Origin of the sequence: Actimicrobium antarcticum, assembly GCF_039536745.1 — a bacterium.
In the GTDB taxonomy this organism is placed as follows: domain Bacteria; phylum Pseudomonadota; class Gammaproteobacteria; order Burkholderiales; family Burkholderiaceae_D; genus Actimicrobium; species Actimicrobium antarcticum.
The window spans coordinates 93,247-111,412 of the sequence record NZ_BAAAZE010000012.1 but is presented as its reverse complement, the minus strand read 5'-3'; the positions used below and the strand labels follow the sequence as shown (position 1 = coordinate 111,412).

Here is an 18,166-nt window from a genome sequence, read left to right as displayed (position 1 = left end):
ATCATGGAACCTTTTGGTTTTCAACTGCACTACGTGATTGGACAGCGCATCATTGCAGACCGTGATGTTAGGTGTCGGCGTCACAATTGTGCTGTTGAAATGACTGCCATTTGATTTCGCTTCATTCCAGACGGTTTTCTGTATATTATCAATCGACGTTAATGGTGACTGTTGGTGGCTTTGGAGACCATTTGTGAAGAAATTCAAAATAATGAAACGTATCAAGACAATTCCTGAAGCTCGCCATATTGCACTGGCATTGCTGGCAATCTGGTCTGGTTCAGCGCATTCGGTGGGTCTTGGATCGATTCGTGTGCAATCAGGTTTGGGTCAACCACTTAAGGTTTCCATTCCGCTCATCGGCGCAGATAGCGCTACTCTCCTGCCAAGTTGCATCAGGTCGCGGATCGAATCAGCGGATGGTGCTTTTCTTGTGACGCCGACGGTTAACTTGATCGGAGCCGGAAAAGACCAATCGCTCTTGCTTTCTACACGTAGCCCGATGAATGAACCCGCGTTGTCGGTGTCGATCGATCTTGCCTGCGGCGCGCTGGTACATCGCGACTTCCAGATTTTGATGGATCCGGTCGAAAGCCAGGCGCTGTTGAGTGAACCGGTGCAAGCATCCACTGCCAGGGTTCGGGATAACGGGAGCGGTAGCCCTGCGACGACTGCCATTGGTTCTGGCGCCGGAGCGAGTTTTCGTGGTCCGGCAAAAAATGAAATTCGGGCAGCAGGCGCAGTTGCCCGCGCGCGTACCGACAAGTCCCTGCAGTCACCTGTTCCTGCCAAGGCAGCGCCGAATGTTGTGCGCCGAAGTGTCCTGAAGTTATCTTCCGACAGCCTGACCAAAGAAGACATCGCAACACTAGGTCATCTTAGATTGAGCAACGAGCTGGCGGATGATGTCCCGGTGACAGACCCGGTGCGACAAAAGGAGATCCGCGCTGCGCAAAATCAGTTCGCGATGATTTTGCGCGGAGAAGACCCGCTGCGCAATGCAGAACTGGCCAACGATGCAAAAGTTACTGCTCTCAAACGACAAGCTGCAGCGGCGCAGGCGCAGCGTGTGACAGAACAGGCGGCGTTCGAAGACATGCGGCAAAACACCTTGCCATTGAGCTGGGGCATTGGCCTCGGCGTGCTGCTATTGGGAAGCCTGGCCGCCGCTGGTTGGCTGGGCTTGCGCTATCGGGCATTGAAAACGCAGGGTGCCGAGCGTCCATGGGATATGTCGTTCTTCGAGGAGAAGGCGGGGCAGGGCAATTCCGCGATAGCCGTTGGAGAGATGCAAGACAGTCCTGACGAAGAAGAGACACACTTTTTTTCCGGTGGTACAAAAGAACCGGTCAATCTGACGTCGGTACCCGAATTTTTGCGACCGGCAGACACCTTGCAGCCAGACCGGATTGAGCAACCCGCGCATGAACCTCTGGCATTCGAGCATGCAAGCAAGCCCGCCTTAACTCACTACGCAGACTCCAAAGTGACCGATGTCATGTCGGCAGATACAGTTGAAGCATTGCAGTTTCACTCAGCGAAAATAGAGAACCTGAAGGTCGAAGAGATCTCCGACATCATGCAGGAGGCGGAGTTCTGGATATCGCTCAACGATTCGGCGAGGGCCATCGAAATACTTGAGCCGTATGCTGAACTTGATTCGCCAGACTCACCGATGCCCTGGCTATTCCTGCTTGATCTGTATGTCGCGGCGGGTAACCAAGGCAAGTACGCATTGTTGCGCGAGCGCACATTACAGCGGTTCAATGCGCGGATCGCTACCTGGGAAGATGTGAAAGCAGGCGACACCGGCATGACGCTGGAAGATTTTCCGCACGTTATCGAGCGCATTTGCGAATTATGGCAAACCGCTGAGGTCGTTCCTTACCTTGAAAAATTGATCCTCAATTCCCGCGAAGAGATGAGAGAAGGTTTCGATATCGCCGTGTACCGCGAGATCGTCTTGCTGATATCGATTGCCCGTGGCTTCGGTCCATTGAATTATGCCAAGCCCTTCGGTGCGAAGCGGCAGCTTTCGGTTGAATAACGTACCCCAACACGACAACAAGGCAATGCGATGATCAAGCTGGGCGGATTTGCACTAAGCAATTATTACAATAAGGTCAAACTGGCGCTGCTGGAGAAAAACATCCCTTTTGAAGAGGTCCTGGCGTGGGCCGATCGCTCGGCCGGCCTGCTTCAGAAATCACCGCTGGGCAAGGTGCCATTTCTTGAAACCGAGCAGGGCGCGTTGTGCGAATCGCAGGTGATTGTGGACTATCTCGAGCAACGCTACACCGAGGTGCCGTTGTTGCCGGCAGACCCGTATGCGGCTGCCAAGCTGCGGGAACTGATCGCCTTCCTTGAACTGCATCTTGAGCTGGTGGCACGCGATCTGTACGGCGCGGCTTTTTTTGGTGGCACCGTTTCCGAAGAGACCAAAACGCGCGTGCAGAAGACGCTTAGGCGCAACGTCAAGGCCTTCGCGACTCTTGCCAGCTTCGGGCCCTACGTCGGCGGGTCGGAGTTCAGCATGGCGGACTGCGCGGCGCTGGTGCACTTGCCGCTGGTCGCGCTGTCATCGAAGATCGTGCTGGGCGAGGACGTGCTGGCCGGCTTGCCGGTGCGTGCCTATCTGGACATGTTGGCGCAGCGACCGCATGTGCAGCGGGTAAATGCGGACCGCAAAGCGAATCAGGCGTTGATGGCGGAACAGAACAAAAATCCGTTGTGATCGGTGGTGCTTGAGCCGTTGACCTGATTGCACAGGGATGCCGTACGGAGTTTATTCTTCGCGGCCAGAAATGTTGGTAAACATTGCCGTCCACGCCTCTGGTGTCAAGATCAGGAACAGGCCGTTGCGGCGCGTCTTGCCCGCCAGTTTCAGCAATGCCTTGTCTTTGGTGATCAGGACGGCGGCTTCCGCATCACGTGCCAGTTCGAGAAATTTCTGATCGTCGCGATCCTTGCAAACCGGCAGGCGGGCTACATCTCCGGCGGGTGTCGCAAATGGCAAGCAGCGAATCAACGCATCGAATTGCTCTGTACACGTCTGGCGCGACTCCGGATCGAGTGGCAAATGCGGGTAGCCGAGCACGATCAGCCATTCCGTTCTGCAATCGGTGCGCGTGACTGCCTCGATCGACCTATCGCGCATCGCGGCCAGCATCGCGTGCCAGCGTGGATCGTGGAACACAAACAGGTCCAGGCAGACGTTTGTGTCGATAACGATGCGGTTCGGTATCATGTGGCTTGCCCACTTTTTCTTCGTCTGTGTTCCATGCTCATCGTCCTGTCTCCCGCAAAAACCCTCGACTATGCCACACCCGCGACCACGACCGTGTCTAGTAGCCCCGACTTCGCTGACCGGTCGTCGGTACTGATCAAAACCCTCAAAAAAATGACGGCGGCCGATATTGGTACGTTGATGAATATCTCGGACCCGCTGGCCCAGCTCAATGCAACCCGTTATGCCGGCTGGGTAAAAACGGCGACCACCGACAATGCAAAGCAAGCCGTGCTGGCGTTCAACGGCGATGTCTACGAAGGACTTGATGCCCCGTCACTGCAACCGGCCCACCTCGATTATTTGCAGGCGCGCCTGCGCATCCTGTCGGGTTTGTATGGCGCACTGCGCCCGCTGGATCTGATGCAGCCGTATCGTCTTGAAATGGGTACGCGCCTGGCGAACGCGAAGGGGCGTGACCTGTACGCGTTCTGGGGCGACACGGTGACCGATGCACTCAATGCACAGGTGGCGGCGCAACAGGCCACGGCACTGGTCAATCTCGCATCGGAAGAGTATTTCAAGGTGGTACGGCCGGCACGCTTGACGGTCCCGGTTATCACGCCGGTGTTCGAGGACTGGAAAGGTGGCAGGTACAAGATCATTTCGTTCTATGCCAAGCGGGCACGTGGCCTGATGACTCGCCACGCAGCGCATCAGGGCATCACGGACGTCGAGCAGCTCAAGAGCTTCGACACGGCCGGATACCGTTTTGACGAGGCTGCTTCGGTGGGCGCCCGGTGGGTTTTCCGGCGTCGCATCGAAGCGTGATTTGCCAGCAGCGAACACATAAAAAAAGATCCCTTGAAGGGATCTTTTTTTGCATCGACTTGACTACCAGATCTTCCACCAGGGACCATCTGCCTTGCGGCCACCCTTGTAGTACACGCTGTTCGGATAATTCTTTTTCATGACACGGTCGGCATCGTCGCGCAATTCCGGCATGCCAAGCGCATCGTAGCTCCGGGTCATGACAAACAACGCTTCTTCGCTGGCCGGTGCGCCAGGGTATTCCTTGACAGCGAATTGGGCCCGGTTGACGGCCGCGATATACGCGCCACGACGGTAATAATAATTCGCCACATGGACTTCATGCTGCGCGATGGCGTTGACCAGATACTTCATCCGCAACCGCGCATCCGGTGCGTACACGCTGTCGGGAAAACGCTCGACCAGCTGCTTGAATGACTCGAAGGCTTCACGCGCGGCTTTCGGATCGCGTTCGGTGGCATCCTGGCGCGAGACAAAATCGAACAGGCCGAGTTTGTCATTGAAGTTGATCAGGCCACGCAGGTAGTACATGTAGTCGACATTCGGATGATTCGGATGCAGCTTGATGAAGCGTTCGACCGCTGCCAGCGCTTGCGCCTGGTCGCTCTGACGGTAGTAGGCATAGGCTACTTCCATCTGCGCCTGTTGCGCAAAGGTGCCGAACGGGTAGCGCGATTCGAGCTTCTCGAAATATTTGATTGACGTCTCGTAGTTACCGGTTGCCAGTTCGTCGCGTGCCTCCGCGTATAATTTGGACGCTGACCAGTTTTTGGTTTCGTCGACTTTCTCCGGCAACAGGCCACAAGCCGAGATGGTCAACACTAGCGCCAATGCGGCGTATTTCATTAATTTTTTTTGCATAGTCTTTTGCAAGAATCACTTCGTATCAATCAATAGGCTGATTATAGCCGATGGGACTTGCCGTGAGATTAACGCCACCGTTGCATGAAACGGAAACCCTGATCGACCTCGACATCGACGAACAGGAAGAACTCGCCGGCGGCATGCCAGTCATGCCGCCAATCGCACTGGATCTGGTACCCGCTGACTGCGGCGAACGCTTGGACAAAGTTGTGTCCAGGATGGTTCCTCAGTTTTCGCGCAGCCGCATGCAGCAATGGATCGAAGACGGGTTCGTGACTGTCGACGGCAAGGTCGGGCGCACCCGCATGACCGTCTACGGCGACGAGCACATCGTCATTCTGCCGCAAGCCGCGCCCGAGGATACCGCTTTCGCACCAGAAGATATCGCGCTCGATATCGTCTTCGAAGATGACGCCATCATTGTCATCAACAAGCCGGCCGGACTGGTCGTGCATCCCGGTGCTGGCAATTGGTCTGGTACGCTTCTCAATGGTTTGCTGCACTACTGGCCGGCGCTGATTGGTGTGCCGCGCGCGGGCATCGTGCACCGGCTCGACAAGGATACCAGTGGGCTGATGGTGGTTGCCAAGACGCTGGAAGTACATACCGACCTGGTTCGCCAGCTGCAAGCGCGCACGGTGCGTCGCGAGTATCTGGCGCTGGTCTGGGGTACGCCAAATCTGAGTGGCACGATCGATGCCGCAATGGGGCGTCATCCGCGCGACCGCATTCGCATGGCCGTGCTGGAAAACATCACCGCCAAGCCGGCCATCACGCATTTCGAACGCCTCGAATCGGGATTGCTCGATCGTCGTCCGGTCAGCCTGATGCGCTGCAAACTCGAAACCGGTCGCACTCACCAGATTCGCGTGCACATGCAATCGATCGGCTTCGCGCTGGTAGGCGATTCGCTGTACGGCAAAGCCCATCTGGCACCCGCGTTTCATCGGCAGGCATTGCAGGCCCGCAGGCTGGGGCTGGTGCATCCGGTCAGCGGTGAGGAGGTGGAATGGCAGGTGCCGCTGGCCGACGACTTTGCCGCCCTGATTGCCACTGCCGGTATCGCTGAGCCGGACTTCAGCAGCGCCGAGGAAGACTGATGCATTTGGTCGTCAAGGTGTAAAACGATGGCGATCATGCAGATCGACTGGCCCGACGCGCCGCGCAATATCTCCGCCATCAGCACCTTGCGCAGCGGCGGCGTCAGCCTGCCACCGTACGACGATGGTGCTGGCGGTGGTGGCTTCAACCTCGGCATCCATGTGGCAGACAACCCGGTGCACGTACAGCAGAATCGCGCGCGTCTGCGCCAGCTGCTGCCGGCCGACCCCGCCTGGCTCACCCAGATACATGGCACGACAGTGCTGGATGCGGCGTCGGTCATCGATGCACCTGACGCCGATGCCAGCATCAGCACCGAGGCCGGCGTGGTCTGTGCCATCCTGACGGCGGACTGTTTGCCGATCCTGTTCTCTGATGTTGCCGGCGCGGTGGTCGGTGCCGCGCATGCTGGCTGGCGTGGACTGGCAGCCGGTGTGCTGCAACAGACTGTCGCAGCGATGCGTCTTGCTGGCGCCAGCGAGATCGTGGCATGGTTGGGGCCGGCAATTGGCCCGCAACAATTCGAGGTTGGTCAGGACGTGGTCGATGCATTCGTGACGCGCGATCCGCATTGTGCGACGGCATTTCGTCCGTTCACAGGGCGTCCTGGAAAATACTTTGCCGATATCGCGCTGCTGGCACGTCAGACCCTGGCTACTATTGGTGTGGAGCGCGTCGCGGGCGGCGAGCAGTGCACCGTCACTGACCGCGAGCGCTACTTTTCATTTCGTCGTGATCAGCAGACCGGGCGCATGGCCTCGCTGATATGGATCAATCCGTAAGCCGCCGAACCGGATGCGTCCTGAGTGGGTCAAGTACTCTCGTCATTGGCTTTGGTTGGATCCACTTCGTTGGCGAGGGTCGTAGTACGCAATGATTTTTCTTGCGCCTGACGCCGACGTCTGCGCATGGGCGTTGCCATTACGTATAAGATAATACCCAACGGGAATACGCAGTACAGCAGGAAGGTCATCACCCCGGCAATGAGGGATACTTCCGTCATTGACATCAGCAGTACGACGTAAATCCAGGCAATGGCCACCAGATACAAGTACATGTTCGTCTCGTCCTAATCCGATAAACCGCAACGATACGCCCTATTTGAAAAGAACAGCATGACTACACCAGATCCGCTTGCCGCAATGCCCGCCTGGATGAACCAGTTGGCCAACCCTGCCCAGTGGCAGAATTTTCTGAAACCGATGCAGGGAAATACAACTCCTCATGGCGCACTTGGCATGACGGCGGACAGCGCGCAAATCGCACCGGAAGTTCTGGCGCAATTGCAGACCGAGTATGTCGGCGAACTGGGCAAGCTCTGGCAGGATATGCTGGCCTCCAAGCCCGCCGCGATTGCCGACAAACGCTTCGTGGCGCCGGCGTGGCAGGCGAATCCGATGGCGGCATTCAATGCCGCGGCCTATCTTCTCAATTCACGCTTCCTGACCGCCATGGCCGATGCTGTCACGGCGCCGCCGAAAGCCAAGGAAAAAATCCGCTTCAACGTGCAGCAAATGGTCGATGCGATGTCGCCGGCAAATTTCCTCGTCACTAACCCCGAAGCGCAGCAAAAGATCATCGATACCAAAGGCGAAAGTCTGGTGCAAGGCATTACCCAGATGCTGTCCGATATCAAGAAGGGCCGGATCTCCCAGACCGACGAGACGGCTTTCGAAGTCGGCAAAAATGTCGCCATGACCGAAGGTTCGGTGGTGTTCGAGAATGACCTGTTCCAGCTTTTGCAATACAAGCCACTGACCAAAACAGTCCATGAGCGGCCGTTGCTCATCATGCCGCCATGTATCAATAAATTCTACATCCTCGATCTGCAGCCAGAGAACTCGCTGGTGCGATATGCCGTCGAACAAGGCCACACCGTATTCCTGATTTCGTGGCGCAATCCCGACGCGTCGCTGGGTCATCTGACCTGGGATGATTACATCGAACAGGCGGCCTTCAAGGCCATCGCCGTAGTGCAGGAAATCTCCGGTCAGGAGCAGATCAATGCACTGGGTTTCTGCGTTGGCGGCACGATCCTGTCGACCGCGCTTGCGTTGCTGTTTGCGCGTGGCGAAAAGCCGGTCGCCAGCCTCACGCTATTGACAGCCTTCCTCGACTTTTCCGACACGGGTGTGATCGATGTGTTCGTCGACGAAGACGCAGTGAGTGCGCGTGAAGAAAAAATCGGCCAGGGCGGCCTGATGCAGGGCAAGGATTTTGCCTCGGCGTTTTCCAGCTTGCGGTCGAACGATCTGGTCTGGAACTACGTCAAGGCCAACTACCTGAAAGGCGAAGCACCACCTGCATTCGACCTGCTGTACTGGAATGCCGACAACACCAATCTGCCGGGGCCGATGTTCTGCTTCTATCTGCGCAACACCTACCTCGAAGACAACCTGAAGCATCCGGGCAAACTAAGTGTGCTGGGTCAGCCGGTCGACATCGGCAAGATCGCCGCGCCGACATTCATTTACGCTTCGCGCGAAGACCACATCGTGCCGTGGACATCTGCGTATGCCTCAATGCGCTTGCTCAATCCGAAAAATCCGAAGCTCAATCATTTCGTACTCGGTGCCTCTGGCCACATCGCCGGCGTGATCAATGCACCAACCAAGAACAAGCGCAACTTCTGGACCGGGGACAAGGCGGTCACGTCTGCCGAAGACTGGCTCGCGACATCGTCCGAGGTTCCCGGTAGCTGGTGGCCGGAATGGGCGGCGTTCCTGCACAAGCATGCCGGCAAGCAGATCAAGCCGCCACGTGTTGCCGGCAATGCGCAGTACAAGCCGATCGAGCCGGCTCCGGGGCGGTATGTGAAGGCCAAGGCGGAGTAGTCCAACGTCAGAGTGGCGATTGCCTGGTCGAGACAACATCGACCAGGCAATCCGCTTGGTTCAGTGGCAGGTCCGTATTTTCACGTGATGCTCATCGGCTCCGATATGCGTTCGTGGAATGCGCGCAGTCCGCCATCGCGCCCGGAGGGCGACGTAACACAACAGCATTCGCCTCTTCGTCACCAAAGCTTCTTCACCACGACCAAGCCTCCCGCAGCTCATTGTGAAGCGGCGGACTTTCCATTGTTAATGGGGGTTCCTGTCACTTCCATTGACCCCACCGCGCCCCATGCGCTCCCGGCCAATCCTGTTTTTTCGCCGCCCCCAACGCGGTGCCGCCATGGTCGAATTCGTCGTGGCGGGTTCACTCATCAGCCTGATGGGTTTGGCGATACTGCAATACGGGATGCTGTTTTTTGCCCGTAACCAGATGAACCATGCGGCTTTCATGGCCGCGCGCGCCGGCAGCATGCAGCACGCCGATCTGGCGGCAGTACGCACTGCATACACCGCGGCGCTCATGCCGATGTACGGCGGCGGCACCGCCGCTGCACAACGTTCCGCCCCGGCCGACAAGGCGCGCACCGATGTCAACGCCAATGTCCGCATTACCTTGCGCAATCCCACCACCGAGAGTTTCGCTGACGGGAAATCCGACGCCCTGCAAAGCACCAACCCGAACGGCAAGCGCGTTATACCCAACAGCGGACAGTCCTACAAAACGCCGTCGTGATCCGGCCCAATTCCGGCCAGAACATCCAGGACGCCAACCTGATCAAGATGCGCATCACGCATGGCTACGAGCCGAAGGTGCCACTGCTGCGCTCGGTGTATGCGGTCTACCTCGCCTGGCTTGATACGGGCACCGACGACTTCACGACGCAACTAATCCGCCAGGGCCGGATTCCTGTCGATACCCACGTCACGTTGCAGATGCAATCGGATGCGTTCGAACAGGACCCGGTGTCGATGCCCGGCATGGGCAACAACGGCAATCCGGTCGAATTTGCCCCACGGCCGGCTGCAGCACGGTCAGCTCGGGCTCGGGCGGTGGCGACGGCAGCGATTGCAATGGGACGAGTTGCCCGGTAACAGATTGCCGGTCCACCGCGACGGCAACGCTGCCCGCCGATGTGCTGTTCGGATTCGGCAGCAGCGTGATGTCGGCCAGTGGTGCCGCCCGACTGGAGTCGCTGATCGCCTACGTTCAGGAGAATCGCCTGACCACCGCCAAAGTGATCGGTGACACCGACCAGATCGGCAGCGACGCCATCAACCAGACTCTGTCGCAGGCCCGTGCCGACGCGGTGCGTCGCTATTTGCGCAGCCATGGCCTGGCCAATCTGGCCATCACTACCGAAGGACGCGGCGCCAGTCACCCGGTCACCGACCCGGCGCGTTGCGCAGGCCTGGCGCTGGCGGCGCAACGGGACTGCCTGTCGGCGAATCGCCGCGTCATGATCGAATTTCCTGCCTGAATGATGACGATGAAGATGACATGCCTGCGCCGATGGATACCCCGATTGCTGTCAGCCGTCCTGCTCTGCGCCAGCATGACCAGTGCGAACGGCGCCGCCAATCCCGTTGAAACGCCCCAGTGCACCAACGGCGCCAGCACCACCGGCACTACCGGCACCACCGGCACCCCGTGCGAGAAGGCCGCCGGCAATCCGATCAATATCGCCACCGGCAACAAGTACCAGCGCGAGGTTGACATGCCCGCGCTAGCGGGCGTCCTCGGTCTCGAAATCATTCGTCATTACAACAGCTACTTCAGCGGTACCGACATCCCCAACGGCAACCTCGGACGCGGCTGGAAACTCTTGTACGAAACCGATCTCTACGTCTCCGGCAAAACCCTGCAAGTCGTCCAGGCCGACGGCACCCGCCTGGTCTTCAACCGCGACCCGCTCTACCCGAGCCGATGCAGCACCGCCAATCCGGCCAACGGCACCATCGTGATTCGTCCCACGCCGGGCGGGAACAGTTATTTATGGACCCAGCGCGATGGCCGCCGGATGACCTTCAGCGCGCTCGGCAAGCTGGAGCAAATCCAGATCGCCAACGGTGAATTCGTCAGCATGCAGCACGATTCGCGCGGGCATCTGCTCAGCGCAGATGGGCGCAGCACCCGCCCATTGGTCACTGATATGGACGTGCGCGCGTTCACCGGACTGGCTGGTTTTACGCACGGCAATGGATTGAAGACCTCCCTTCAGCACGATCGTCGTACCGGGCAGCTGACCAAGCTGTCGACCACCGCATCGCAACCTGCTGCAGTGGCGCTACAGACGCACCAACTGGGTTACGACATCGGTGGGCGCCTTACCACGATCACGCGTAATGGCACTACAGAAAAATACGGTTACGACGGCAACGATTATCTGAATCGGGTCGATACGCCGACAGAGCAAGTCGGCTGGACTTACGATCTGGTTGGTAAGCGGCTGGCAGCAACTGCATTGCCATCGGGAACGGGAACGGCATCTATCGCGCTAGTCCAGGCACTGACCTACCAGCCGTCAAGCAACCGACTGCAATCGGTTGCTCAGCCCGAGGCACAAATCGCATACGACTATGACGCTGCCGGCAATCCGGTACGCATCGGTACGCGCAGTTCGGTCTACGGCGTAACTGGTCGGTTGATACAGGTCAGTGACGCCGACAAGGTGGTAGCGCGCTACGCCTACAACGCGCACAGCGAGCGCATCGCCAAGACAGTGATCGCCGCGAATGGCGTTGCGACGACCACGTACTTTTTTTGTCAGGGACAACAACTGGACGCGGAGGCCGACGGCAACTGCAGGGTCGTTGCGCATCACATTGATAGCGGGCACATACCGCTGATCAAACTGGACTACCCGATACTCAACGCTCAAAAGTTCTGGTGGCGTGCGGTGCTCGATTGGTGCACGGGATGGTTGGGAGTCGATACGGATCCTCGAGCCAGTCACATTTATGCGATCCATACCGATCACCTGGGCACGCCGCGTAGCATGACGGATGCGCAGCAGCGGAGTGTGTGGCAGGCGACGTATGCGGCTTTCGGGAAAGCGACAGTGACAGTGACAGCGACGGCTACGTTGAACTTGCGGTTTCCGGGGCAATATTTCGATGGCGAGACGGGTGGGCATTACAATTATTTCAGTGATGATGATCCGCAGACGGGGAGGTACATTCAGTCAGATCCTCTCGGTCTTAATGGAGGGCCGAACACATATACCTATGTCGGAGGCAATCAGCTTTCATTCGTCGACCCACTTGGTCTTGATCGATGGGGAAGTTACGGTTATGGGCGTTATATTCCTTCAACCAATTTTTCTCCGTCATTCCGGGAAAAGCTAAATTTTGCCGAGACGCCTGAGCAGCGAGCGTTCGGTCAAAAGCTAATCGATGGTTTTGCCGGCGGGATATGTGGGTCATCAAAGGCGACAACCACACTTTTTAGAGCTGTTACAGAAGGTGAAGCAGCGCAGATTGCTCGCACTGGCACGTTTATACAGGTACTCACATGACGACTGCATCGGTGAACACAAGAGTTACATGGGCAACAGAAAAAGAGCCGCATCGCCCTTCATCCACAAGCTACAGCACGGTAGCAAAATTTCGGAGGATGCCGAAAACTGGCCTGATACAGCTTGGAGGGTAATGCTTGATTTTTCATCGCCAGCGACTGCACATGCAGCTTCATTTGACGCTACAGCTCGCTTCCTCGCGCCGGACGCTGCTTGGGAAAGATTAAAAAGCGGGTGTGTATTTGAACTTTATGGAGGCTTTAATAAAACAGCCAGCGTTATTGGCCTGTGACGGAAGAGTCAATGTTTAAGCTGATGGATTCTTAGTCCATGTCATCGAAAGAATCTCTGGCAGCAGCATCGCTGCGACTGCTCATTCCGAACTCTGGCATCGTTCAGCGTTTCGTTGACGCGAATTTTTGCCCGCCTCGACGAGATGCGACTGCTCATCGGCAGTCCTGCGGAAAAGGTCGTCAATTAGTGTAATCCTGCCACCGGCCAGCAAGTAATCGATACCATCTAAAAAGGACTTACGATGACACCTAACAGCAGAATCAAACTTGCAAACTTCATCACGCTGAAAGCTAAACCCGGTCAGGAAGAAAACCTCGCAGCCTTTCTCGCTGGCGGAGCCAGTGCAGTCGCTTCGACCGAACCATTGACGCTGTCCTGGTTCGCTGTGCGCATCGATGCCGGCACTTTCGGCATCATTGATTTCTTCGCTGATCAGGTCGGACAGGATGCCCATGTATCCGGTCAGGTTGCCGCAGCGTTGAAGGCTGGCGCAGACCAAATGATTGTTGGAGGCTGGGAGGAGGGCGTGCTCAAGCACTTTCAAGTGTTTGAAGTGCTATCGGCTGCGATCTGACGTTCGTCCGTTTAACCAAATACCCCGGCGTGATATTGCGCCGTCGCTACGTCAGAAACGCCAAGTTATCTCCGGTTTTCTCTGACTTGCAGACGCAAGGCGGTGCGCAAGTTTGATCACTGATGATATCTGCGAACGACTGAATCCGGTACCGGACAATCTGCCAGCTCCGGTGTGCGAGACGGAAACGGCCGTCAAAAATCCGGTTGTCGTTGACGACAGTACTTGTTCCTTGCAGCCCGTCATGGGCGAATCGACGTACTGCAAAAACAGCCGGTCTTCACCAAATCAAGAAAGAGCGCCTCGTATCACTGACACCATTCCATTTGACCCTATAATGCTGCAGCGCGAAGAGAACGAGCGTTCAATTCGGTGAAGACTAATGACAAGGCATGGCAGCGACGCGTTGCGATGCAATAGATGGGACTTTTTAATGAACAGTGTCAAAAAAATTTCCGAGCGCCTGATCAAGAAGTACCCGAACCGCCGTCTCTATGACACCCAGACCAGCTCCTACATCACGCTCGTCGATGTCAAGCAATTGGTGCTCGACAATGAAGAGTTCACCGTCATCGACGCCAAGACCAATGACGACCTGACCCGCACCATCCTGCTGCAGATCATTCTTGAAGAAGAGTCGAATGGCTCGCCAATGTTTTCCAGTGCGGCGCTGTCACAGATCATCCGGTATTACGGTCATGCGATGCAGGGCATGATGGGTAACTACCTGGAAAAAAACATCCAGGCGTTCATCGATATCCAGAACAAGCTGACCGAAAATTCCAAGGGCATGTACGAAGGCAAACCCTTCAGCCCCGAAATGTGGACCCAGTTCATGAACGTCCAGGGTCCGATGATGCAGGGCATTACCAGCAACTACATTGAACAGAGCAAGAACCTGTTCGTGCAGATGCAGGAACAGATGCAGACCCAAACCAAGTCGATGTTCGGTGCCTTCCCGTTCAATCCGCTGGATCCGGGCTCCAAAAAATAAGCCTGCCGGATCGCAGGAGTACAAAGGGTACAATGGCGCCTTCGCTTTTTGTGCCCTTTTTTACGGGCCCCAACTCCTCATTCCCATGTCCAGTCCCTCCGAAGTAGTACCCCAGATCGCCTCCGGCGCCGCACCCAAAGTCGGTTTCGTCTCGCTCGGCTGTCCCAAAGCCCTGGTCGATTCCGAGCAGATTCTGACGCAACTGCGCGCCGAAGGGTACGAGACCGCCAAGTCCTACGACGGCGCCGACCTCGTCATCGTCAATACCTGCGGCTTCATCGATGCCGCAGTGCAGGAATCGCTCGATGCGATCGGTGAAGCGCTGCACGAAAACGGCAAGGTCATCGTCACCGGCTGTCTCGGTGCCAAGAAAGATGCGAGCGGCGAGGACATCATCCTCAAGGTACATCCGAAAGTGCTGGCGGTCACCGGTCCGCATGCGCTGGCCGAGGTCATGGATGCGGTCCATATTCACCTGCCGAAACCGCACGCGCCGTTCTTTGACCTGGTGCCGCCACAGGGCGTCAAGCTGACCCCAAAGCATTTTGCGTATCTCAAAATTTCCGAAGGCTGCAACCACCGCTGCAGCTTTTGCATCATCCCGTCGATGCGCGGCGACCTGGTCTCGCGGCCGATTGCCGAGGTCATGCTGGAAGCCGAAAACCTGTTCAAGGCGGGCGTCAAGGAATTGCTGGTGATTTCGCAGGACACCAGCGCGTATGGTGTCGATGTCAAATTCCGCATGGGATTCTGGAACGGCAAGCCGGTCAAGACGCACATGACCCAACTGGTGGGCGCGCTCGGCGAGCTGGCCAAACAGTATGGCGCCTGGGTGCGCCTGCATTATGTGTATCCGTATCCGCATGTCGACGCGATCATTCCGCTGATGAATGAAGGCCACGTGCTGCCGTATCTCGATGTACCGCTGCAGCATGCGCATCCGGATGTCCTGAAGCGCATGAAGCGGCCCGCCAATGGCGAAAAGAATATTGAGCGCATACAAGCATGGCGTGCCATGTGCCCGGACATCACGATCCGCTCGACCTTCATCGCCGGCTTTCCCGGCGAGACCGAAGCCGAATTCGAGTACCTGCTGGACTTCCTGAAAGAAGCCGAAATCGACCGCCTCGGTTGCTTCGCTTACTCTCCGGTCGAAGGCGCGACAGCGAATGCGCTCGACAATCCGGTGCCGGAAGAACTGCGCGAAGAACGGCGTGGCCGCGTGATGCTGCTGCAAGAAGAAATTTCAACCAGGCGTCTGAAGGCCAAGGTCGGCAAAACCATGCGCGTGCTGATCGACTCGCTCGATCGCAGCGGTGGTATTGGCCGTTCGTCGGCGGATGCCCCCGAGATCGATGGCGTGGTCTACGTGAAGCCGCCGTACGAGCCGCATCGCAAACTGAAAGTCGGCGAGTTCGTCGAGGTCAAGGTCACCGCATCGGATGCGCATGATCTGTGGGGCGAGGCGCAATAAGCCTGCCTTCATCGCATTGCAATCATCCCGAGGCACTTCATGGAGCGTAACGCGTGAGCCAGCAAAAATCCCTGCAAACCCTGCTCAGTCATAGCGACTACACCGCACCCGAAGGCTTCGATGCCTTCCCGGTGCCGATCCACCATGCCTCGACGGTGGTGTTCAAGGATGTGGCCGCGATGCGTTCGCGCAGCTGGCAACACAAGAACTCCTACACCTACGGCCTGCACGGTACGCCGACCTCGTTCACGCTGGAAGCACGACTGGCCGAAATCGAACAGGCCAGGCACTGCCTGCTGGCACCCAGCGGACTGGCGGCAATTGCACTGGTCAATCTGGGGCTGCTGAAAACCGGCGATGACGTGCTGTTGCCCGACAATGTCTACGGTCCCAATCGCGAGATGGCGTTGTGGCTGGCACAGGATCACGGCATCAGCGCACGTCTTTACGACCCGATGACAGGCGCAGGGATTGCTGCATTGATCCAGCCGAATACCCGTTTGCTCTGGACCGAGGCACCGGGTTCGGTGTCGATGGAAGTGCCCGATATCCCGGCTCTGTGCGCCGCCGCACATGCCCGCGACGTGCTGGTGGCGATCGACAATACCTGGTCGGCCGGACTGGCGTTTCCGGCGTTCGATCATGGCGCCGACATCGTCATGCAGGCGCTGACCAAATACCAGTCCGGTGGCGCCGATGTGCTGATGGGTGCGCTGCTCACTCGCGACGACGCATTGTCGCAAAAGCTGGGTCTGGCGCACATGCGCCTCGGGATGGGTGTCGGCATGGACGACGTCTATCTGATTCTGCGCAGCCTGCCCAGCATGCCGCTGCGTTTTCATGCGCACGACATGAGCGCACGGCATCTTGCAACCTGGCTCAAGGCGCGCCCGGAAATCACGACGGTATTGCATCCGGCATTGGAAGATTGTCCCGGACATGCCAACTGGAAGCGTGACTTTACTGGCGCTGGCGGCTTGTTTTCGGTGATCTTCGATGCGCGCTTCAGCGAGGATCAGACCGACCGTTTTGTCGATAGCCTGCAACTGTTCAAGATCGGTTTTAGCTGGGGCGGCAGCAACAGTCTTTGTGTGCCATACCGAATGGCGACCATGCGGCACGACTGGCCGCACACGGGACAGCTGGTGCGCTTCAATGTTGGCCTGGAAAACCCGCTCGACCTGATTGCCGATATCGAGCGTGCGATGGCGATTGCGTTTTCCTGACGACGTGCTGAACGACAAATTCCTGCTGCTGTAATGCCCTCGTCGCGGCATCCCGAATCCGGGATGCCGCGCACACGTCAGGCCGGCATCGGCCGATTGTTGTTGAGATCGACGAACCCCCGTATCAGGCGATACGCCTTCCAGACCCACGCCCCGAACCAGATCAGGTAAGCCAGCGGTATCCCGATGATCGTGACAAAGCAAACGCCACCGACCACGATCCAGAGTACGTACCACCAGAACGAACTGATTTGCCAGCTGTGATGGCTGTAGACAAACGTGCCGGCGGCGTCGCTGCGCTTGAGGTAACTGATGAGCAGCGGAATCCATGAGAACGCACCCAGCGAAAACACCAGACTCAGCGCATGAAAGATATACAGCCACCAGGCCAGGTTCTTGATGGACTGCGTTTGATTATCGAAGACAATGTCCTGCGTCATAGAGGTGCTTTCGTCATCGGTGAGTCTATGGATTCAGATGAATCAGGAGGACCAACATGGCATCATGGTCGATAAAATTCAAGACTGGTTTTTTGTAACGAAAAAAATCGCTATTCCTGCCGTTGGGGAGCAAATCCGGAATTCACATGCGCAGAGTACGGCGGCAGCATTGGAGCGACAAATCGTTTGGCAGGACGGTCAGGCATCGGCGGCACAGCATGCCACGCTGTTGGGGCAGCAAGCAGTCACGCTCTGGTTGACCGGCCTGAGTGCTTCCGGCAAATCCATCCTCGCATACGCACTGGAGCAGCAGTTGCATGGCCTCGGCCGCGCATGTTACGTTCTCGATGGCGATAACGTTCGGCATGGCCTGAACCGCGACCTCGGATTTTCCGAGCAAGACCGCGCCGAGACTAGTCGCCGGATAGCCGAGGTCGCACGGCTGATGAACCAGGCCGGGCTGATCGTGATTACGGCGTTCATCTCTCGGTCTCGCGCAGACCGGGCCATGGCACGGGACATTATCGGCGCCGATAATTTTCGGGAAGTATCGGTGAGCACGTCGCTGGCGGTCTGCGAGGCACGCGACCCGAAAGGCTTGTATCTGAAAGCCCGCAGCGGGCAGCTGGCGGGATGCACGGGGGTGTCGTCGCCCTACGAAGCCAGCGAAAGTCCGGCATTGTCGATCGATACGGCGCAGGTGCCGGTCGACGTGGCGGTGCGCCAGATGATGCAATTGATCGGCATGTCACCTGCTACTTAGCGCGTCGGCCCGATCCGCACGATGTGCCGA

The 18,166-nt window shown here is 57.6% G+C and carries 20 protein-coding genes; 16 read left to right on the top strand and 4 right to left on the bottom strand.

From position 1 onward, the window contains the following. The first annotated feature begins 193 nt into the window (after positions 1-193). Both ABD720_RS14830 and ABD720_RS14825 read left to right on the top strand, forming a co-directional pair. Positions 194-2,047 (top strand): type IV pilus assembly protein FimV, encoded by a 1,854-nt coding sequence (locus ABD720_RS14830; protein ID WP_344764255.1) that lies wholly within the window; start codon positions 194-196, stop codon positions 2,045-2,047. 30 nt (positions 2,048-2,077) lie between these two features. Then, positions 2,078-2,734 (top strand): glutathione S-transferase family protein, encoded by a 657-nt coding sequence (locus tag ABD720_RS14825; protein WP_344764253.1) that lies wholly within the window; start codon positions 2,078-2,080, stop codon positions 2,732-2,734. 51 nt (positions 2,735-2,785) lie between these two features. Here the strand turns inward: ABD720_RS14825 and ABD720_RS14820 are convergent, their stop codons facing one another. Then, positions 2,786-3,247, bottom strand: coding sequence for a putative toxin-antitoxin system toxin component, PIN family (locus ABD720_RS14820; RefSeq protein WP_344764252.1), 462 nt, complete (start codon positions 3,245-3,247; stop codon positions 2,786-2,788). A 33-nt stretch (positions 3,248-3,280) separates the two neighbouring features. Between ABD720_RS14820 and yaaA the strand changes: the two genes are divergently transcribed. Then, on the top strand, positions 3,281-4,057 hold the full coding sequence (yaaA, locus tag ABD720_RS14815) for a peroxide stress protein YaaA (protein WP_344764250.1): 777 nt from the start codon (positions 3,281-3,283) through the stop codon (positions 4,055-4,057). 63 nt (positions 4,058-4,120) lie between these two features. On the opposite strand, the gene ABD720_RS14810 is transcribed toward yaaA, so the two are convergent. Continuing rightward, a complete protein-coding gene (locus ABD720_RS14810; protein ID WP_344764248.1) occupies positions 4,121-4,918 on the bottom strand; it encodes an outer membrane protein assembly factor BamD in 798 nt (265 codons plus the stop codon). 50 nt (positions 4,919-4,968) lie between these two features. Between ABD720_RS14810 and ABD720_RS14805 the strand changes: the two genes are divergently transcribed. Together ABD720_RS14805 and pgeF are read left to right on the top strand one after the other, a co-directional pair. Next, positions 4,969-6,021 carry an RluA family pseudouridine synthase gene (locus ABD720_RS14805; RefSeq protein WP_425547984.1) on the top strand — a complete coding sequence of 351 codons (1,053 nt, stop codon included), beginning with the start codon at positions 4,969-4,971 and terminating at the stop codon, positions 6,019-6,021. Between the two features lie 27 nt (positions 6,022-6,048). Continuing rightward, complete coding sequence (gene pgeF / locus ABD720_RS14800; protein WP_344764247.1) at positions 6,049-6,804, top strand: peptidoglycan editing factor PgeF; 756 nt, start codon at positions 6,049-6,051, stop codon at positions 6,802-6,804. A 29-nt stretch (positions 6,805-6,833) separates the two neighbouring features. Here pgeF and ABD720_RS14795 read toward each other — a convergent pair whose 3' ends face one another. After that, positions 6,834-7,073 carry a hypothetical protein gene (locus ABD720_RS14795; protein ID WP_344764509.1) on the bottom strand — a complete coding sequence of 80 codons (240 nt, stop codon included), beginning with the start codon at positions 7,071-7,073 and terminating at the stop codon, positions 6,834-6,836. Positions 7,074-7,137: 64 nt separating this feature from the next. On the opposite strand from ABD720_RS14795, the gene phaC reads away from it, so the two are divergent. The 10 genes from phaC (at position 7,138) to ABD720_RS14745 (ending at position 16,933) form a co-directional block, all read left to right on the top strand. Further along, on the top strand, positions 7,138-8,856 hold the full coding sequence (gene phaC, locus ABD720_RS14790) for a class I poly(R)-hydroxyalkanoic acid synthase (RefSeq protein WP_344764244.1): 1,719 nt from the start codon (positions 7,138-7,140) through the stop codon (positions 8,854-8,856). 289 nt (positions 8,857-9,145) lie between these two features. Then, the gene (locus tag ABD720_RS14785; protein ID WP_344764240.1) at positions 9,146-9,589 is read left to right on the top strand and encodes a TadE/TadG family type IV pilus assembly protein; all 444 of its coding nucleotides are present in this window, start codon (positions 9,146-9,148) and stop codon (positions 9,587-9,589) included. Beyond that, positions 9,586-9,948 (top strand): hypothetical protein, encoded by a 363-nt coding sequence (locus ABD720_RS14780; protein ID WP_344764238.1) that lies wholly within the window; start codon positions 9,586-9,588, stop codon positions 9,946-9,948. Before ABD720_RS14785 ends, ABD720_RS14780 begins: the two co-directional genes overlap by 4 nt. A gap of 41 nt (positions 9,949-9,989) precedes the next feature. Then, the gene (locus ABD720_RS14775) at positions 9,990-10,334 is read left to right on the top strand and encodes an OmpA family protein (RefSeq protein ID WP_344764236.1); all 345 of its coding nucleotides are present in this window, start codon (positions 9,990-9,992) and stop codon (positions 10,332-10,334) included. A gap of 75 nt (positions 10,335-10,409) precedes the next feature. Then, the gene (locus ABD720_RS14770; RefSeq protein WP_344764234.1) at positions 10,410-12,371 is read left to right on the top strand and encodes an RHS repeat-associated core domain-containing protein; all 1,962 of its coding nucleotides are present in this window, start codon (positions 10,410-10,412) and stop codon (positions 12,369-12,371) included. A gap of 28 nt (positions 12,372-12,399) precedes the next feature. Continuing rightward, positions 12,400-12,663 (top strand): hypothetical protein, encoded by a 264-nt coding sequence (locus ABD720_RS14765; protein WP_344764233.1) that lies wholly within the window; start codon positions 12,400-12,402, stop codon positions 12,661-12,663. A gap of 243 nt (positions 12,664-12,906) precedes the next feature. Further along, the gene (locus ABD720_RS14760) at positions 12,907-13,239 is read left to right on the top strand and encodes a putative quinol monooxygenase (protein ID WP_344764231.1); all 333 of its coding nucleotides are present in this window, start codon (positions 12,907-12,909) and stop codon (positions 13,237-13,239) included. Positions 13,240-13,672: 433 nt separating this feature from the next. Further along, positions 13,673-14,233, top strand: coding sequence for a polyhydroxyalkanoate synthesis repressor PhaR (gene phaR / locus ABD720_RS14755; RefSeq protein WP_344764229.1), 561 nt, complete (start codon positions 13,673-13,675; stop codon positions 14,231-14,233). Between the two features lie 85 nt (positions 14,234-14,318). Continuing rightward, positions 14,319-15,707, top strand: coding sequence for a 30S ribosomal protein S12 methylthiotransferase RimO (gene rimO / locus ABD720_RS14750; protein WP_344764228.1), 1,389 nt, complete (start codon positions 14,319-14,321; stop codon positions 15,705-15,707). A 53-nt stretch (positions 15,708-15,760) separates the two neighbouring features. Beyond that, the gene (locus ABD720_RS14745) at positions 15,761-16,933 is read left to right on the top strand and encodes a cystathionine beta-lyase (RefSeq protein ID WP_344764225.1); all 1,173 of its coding nucleotides are present in this window, start codon (positions 15,761-15,763) and stop codon (positions 16,931-16,933) included. A gap of 77 nt (positions 16,934-17,010) precedes the next feature. Here ABD720_RS14745 and ABD720_RS14740 read toward each other — a convergent pair whose 3' ends face one another. After that, positions 17,011-17,373, bottom strand: coding sequence for a DUF4870 family protein (locus ABD720_RS14740; protein ID WP_344764223.1), 363 nt, complete (start codon positions 17,371-17,373; stop codon positions 17,011-17,013). Positions 17,374-17,542: 169 nt separating this feature from the next. Here ABD720_RS14740 and cysC point away from each other — a divergent pair, with 169 nt between their 5' ends. Continuing rightward, on the top strand, positions 17,543-18,136 hold the full coding sequence (gene cysC, locus ABD720_RS14735; RefSeq protein ID WP_344764221.1) for an adenylyl-sulfate kinase: 594 nt from the start codon (positions 17,543-17,545) through the stop codon (positions 18,134-18,136). The last annotated feature ends 30 nt before the right edge of the window (positions 18,137-18,166 follow it).

Bases quoted from the DNA above. Each gene is read 5' to 3' on its own strand.
- ABD720_RS14825 (WP_344764253.1), top strand. From the start codon at position 2,078: ATGATCAAGCTGGGCGGATTTGCACTAAGCAATTATTACAATAAGGTC.
- ABD720_RS14820 (WP_344764252.1), bottom strand. From the start codon at position 3,247: ATGATACCGAACCGCATCGTTATCGACACAAACGTCTGCCTGGACCTG.
- yaaA (WP_344764250.1), top strand. From the start codon at position 3,281: ATGCTCATCGTCCTGTCTCCCGCAAAAACCCTCGACTATGCCACACCC.
- ABD720_RS14810 (WP_344764248.1), bottom strand. From the start codon at position 4,918: ATGCAAAAAAAATTAATGAAATACGCCGCATTGGCGCTAGTGTTGACC.
- ABD720_RS14805 (WP_425547984.1), top strand. From the start codon at position 4,969: ATGGGACTTGCCGTGAGATTAACGCCACCGTTGCATGAAACGGAAACC.
- pgeF (WP_344764247.1), top strand. From the start codon at position 6,049: ATGGCGATCATGCAGATCGACTGGCCCGACGCGCCGCGCAATATCTCC.
- phaC (WP_344764244.1), top strand. From the start codon at position 7,138: ATGACTACACCAGATCCGCTTGCCGCAATGCCCGCCTGGATGAACCAG.
- ABD720_RS14785 (WP_344764240.1), top strand. From the start codon at position 9,146: ATGCGCTCCCGGCCAATCCTGTTTTTTCGCCGCCCCCAACGCGGTGCC.
- ABD720_RS14770 (WP_344764234.1), top strand. From the start codon at position 10,410: ATGACCAGTGCGAACGGCGCCGCCAATCCCGTTGAAACGCCCCAGTGC.
- ABD720_RS14765 (WP_344764233.1), top strand. From the start codon at position 12,400: ATGGGCAACAGAAAAAGAGCCGCATCGCCCTTCATCCACAAGCTACAG.
- ABD720_RS14760 (WP_344764231.1), top strand. From the start codon at position 12,907: ATGACACCTAACAGCAGAATCAAACTTGCAAACTTCATCACGCTGAAA.
- phaR (WP_344764229.1), top strand. From the start codon at position 13,673: ATGAACAGTGTCAAAAAAATTTCCGAGCGCCTGATCAAGAAGTACCCG.
- rimO (WP_344764228.1), top strand. From the start codon at position 14,319: ATGTCCAGTCCCTCCGAAGTAGTACCCCAGATCGCCTCCGGCGCCGCA.
- ABD720_RS14740 (WP_344764223.1), bottom strand. From the start codon at position 17,373: ATGACGCAGGACATTGTCTTCGATAATCAAACGCAGTCCATCAAGAAC.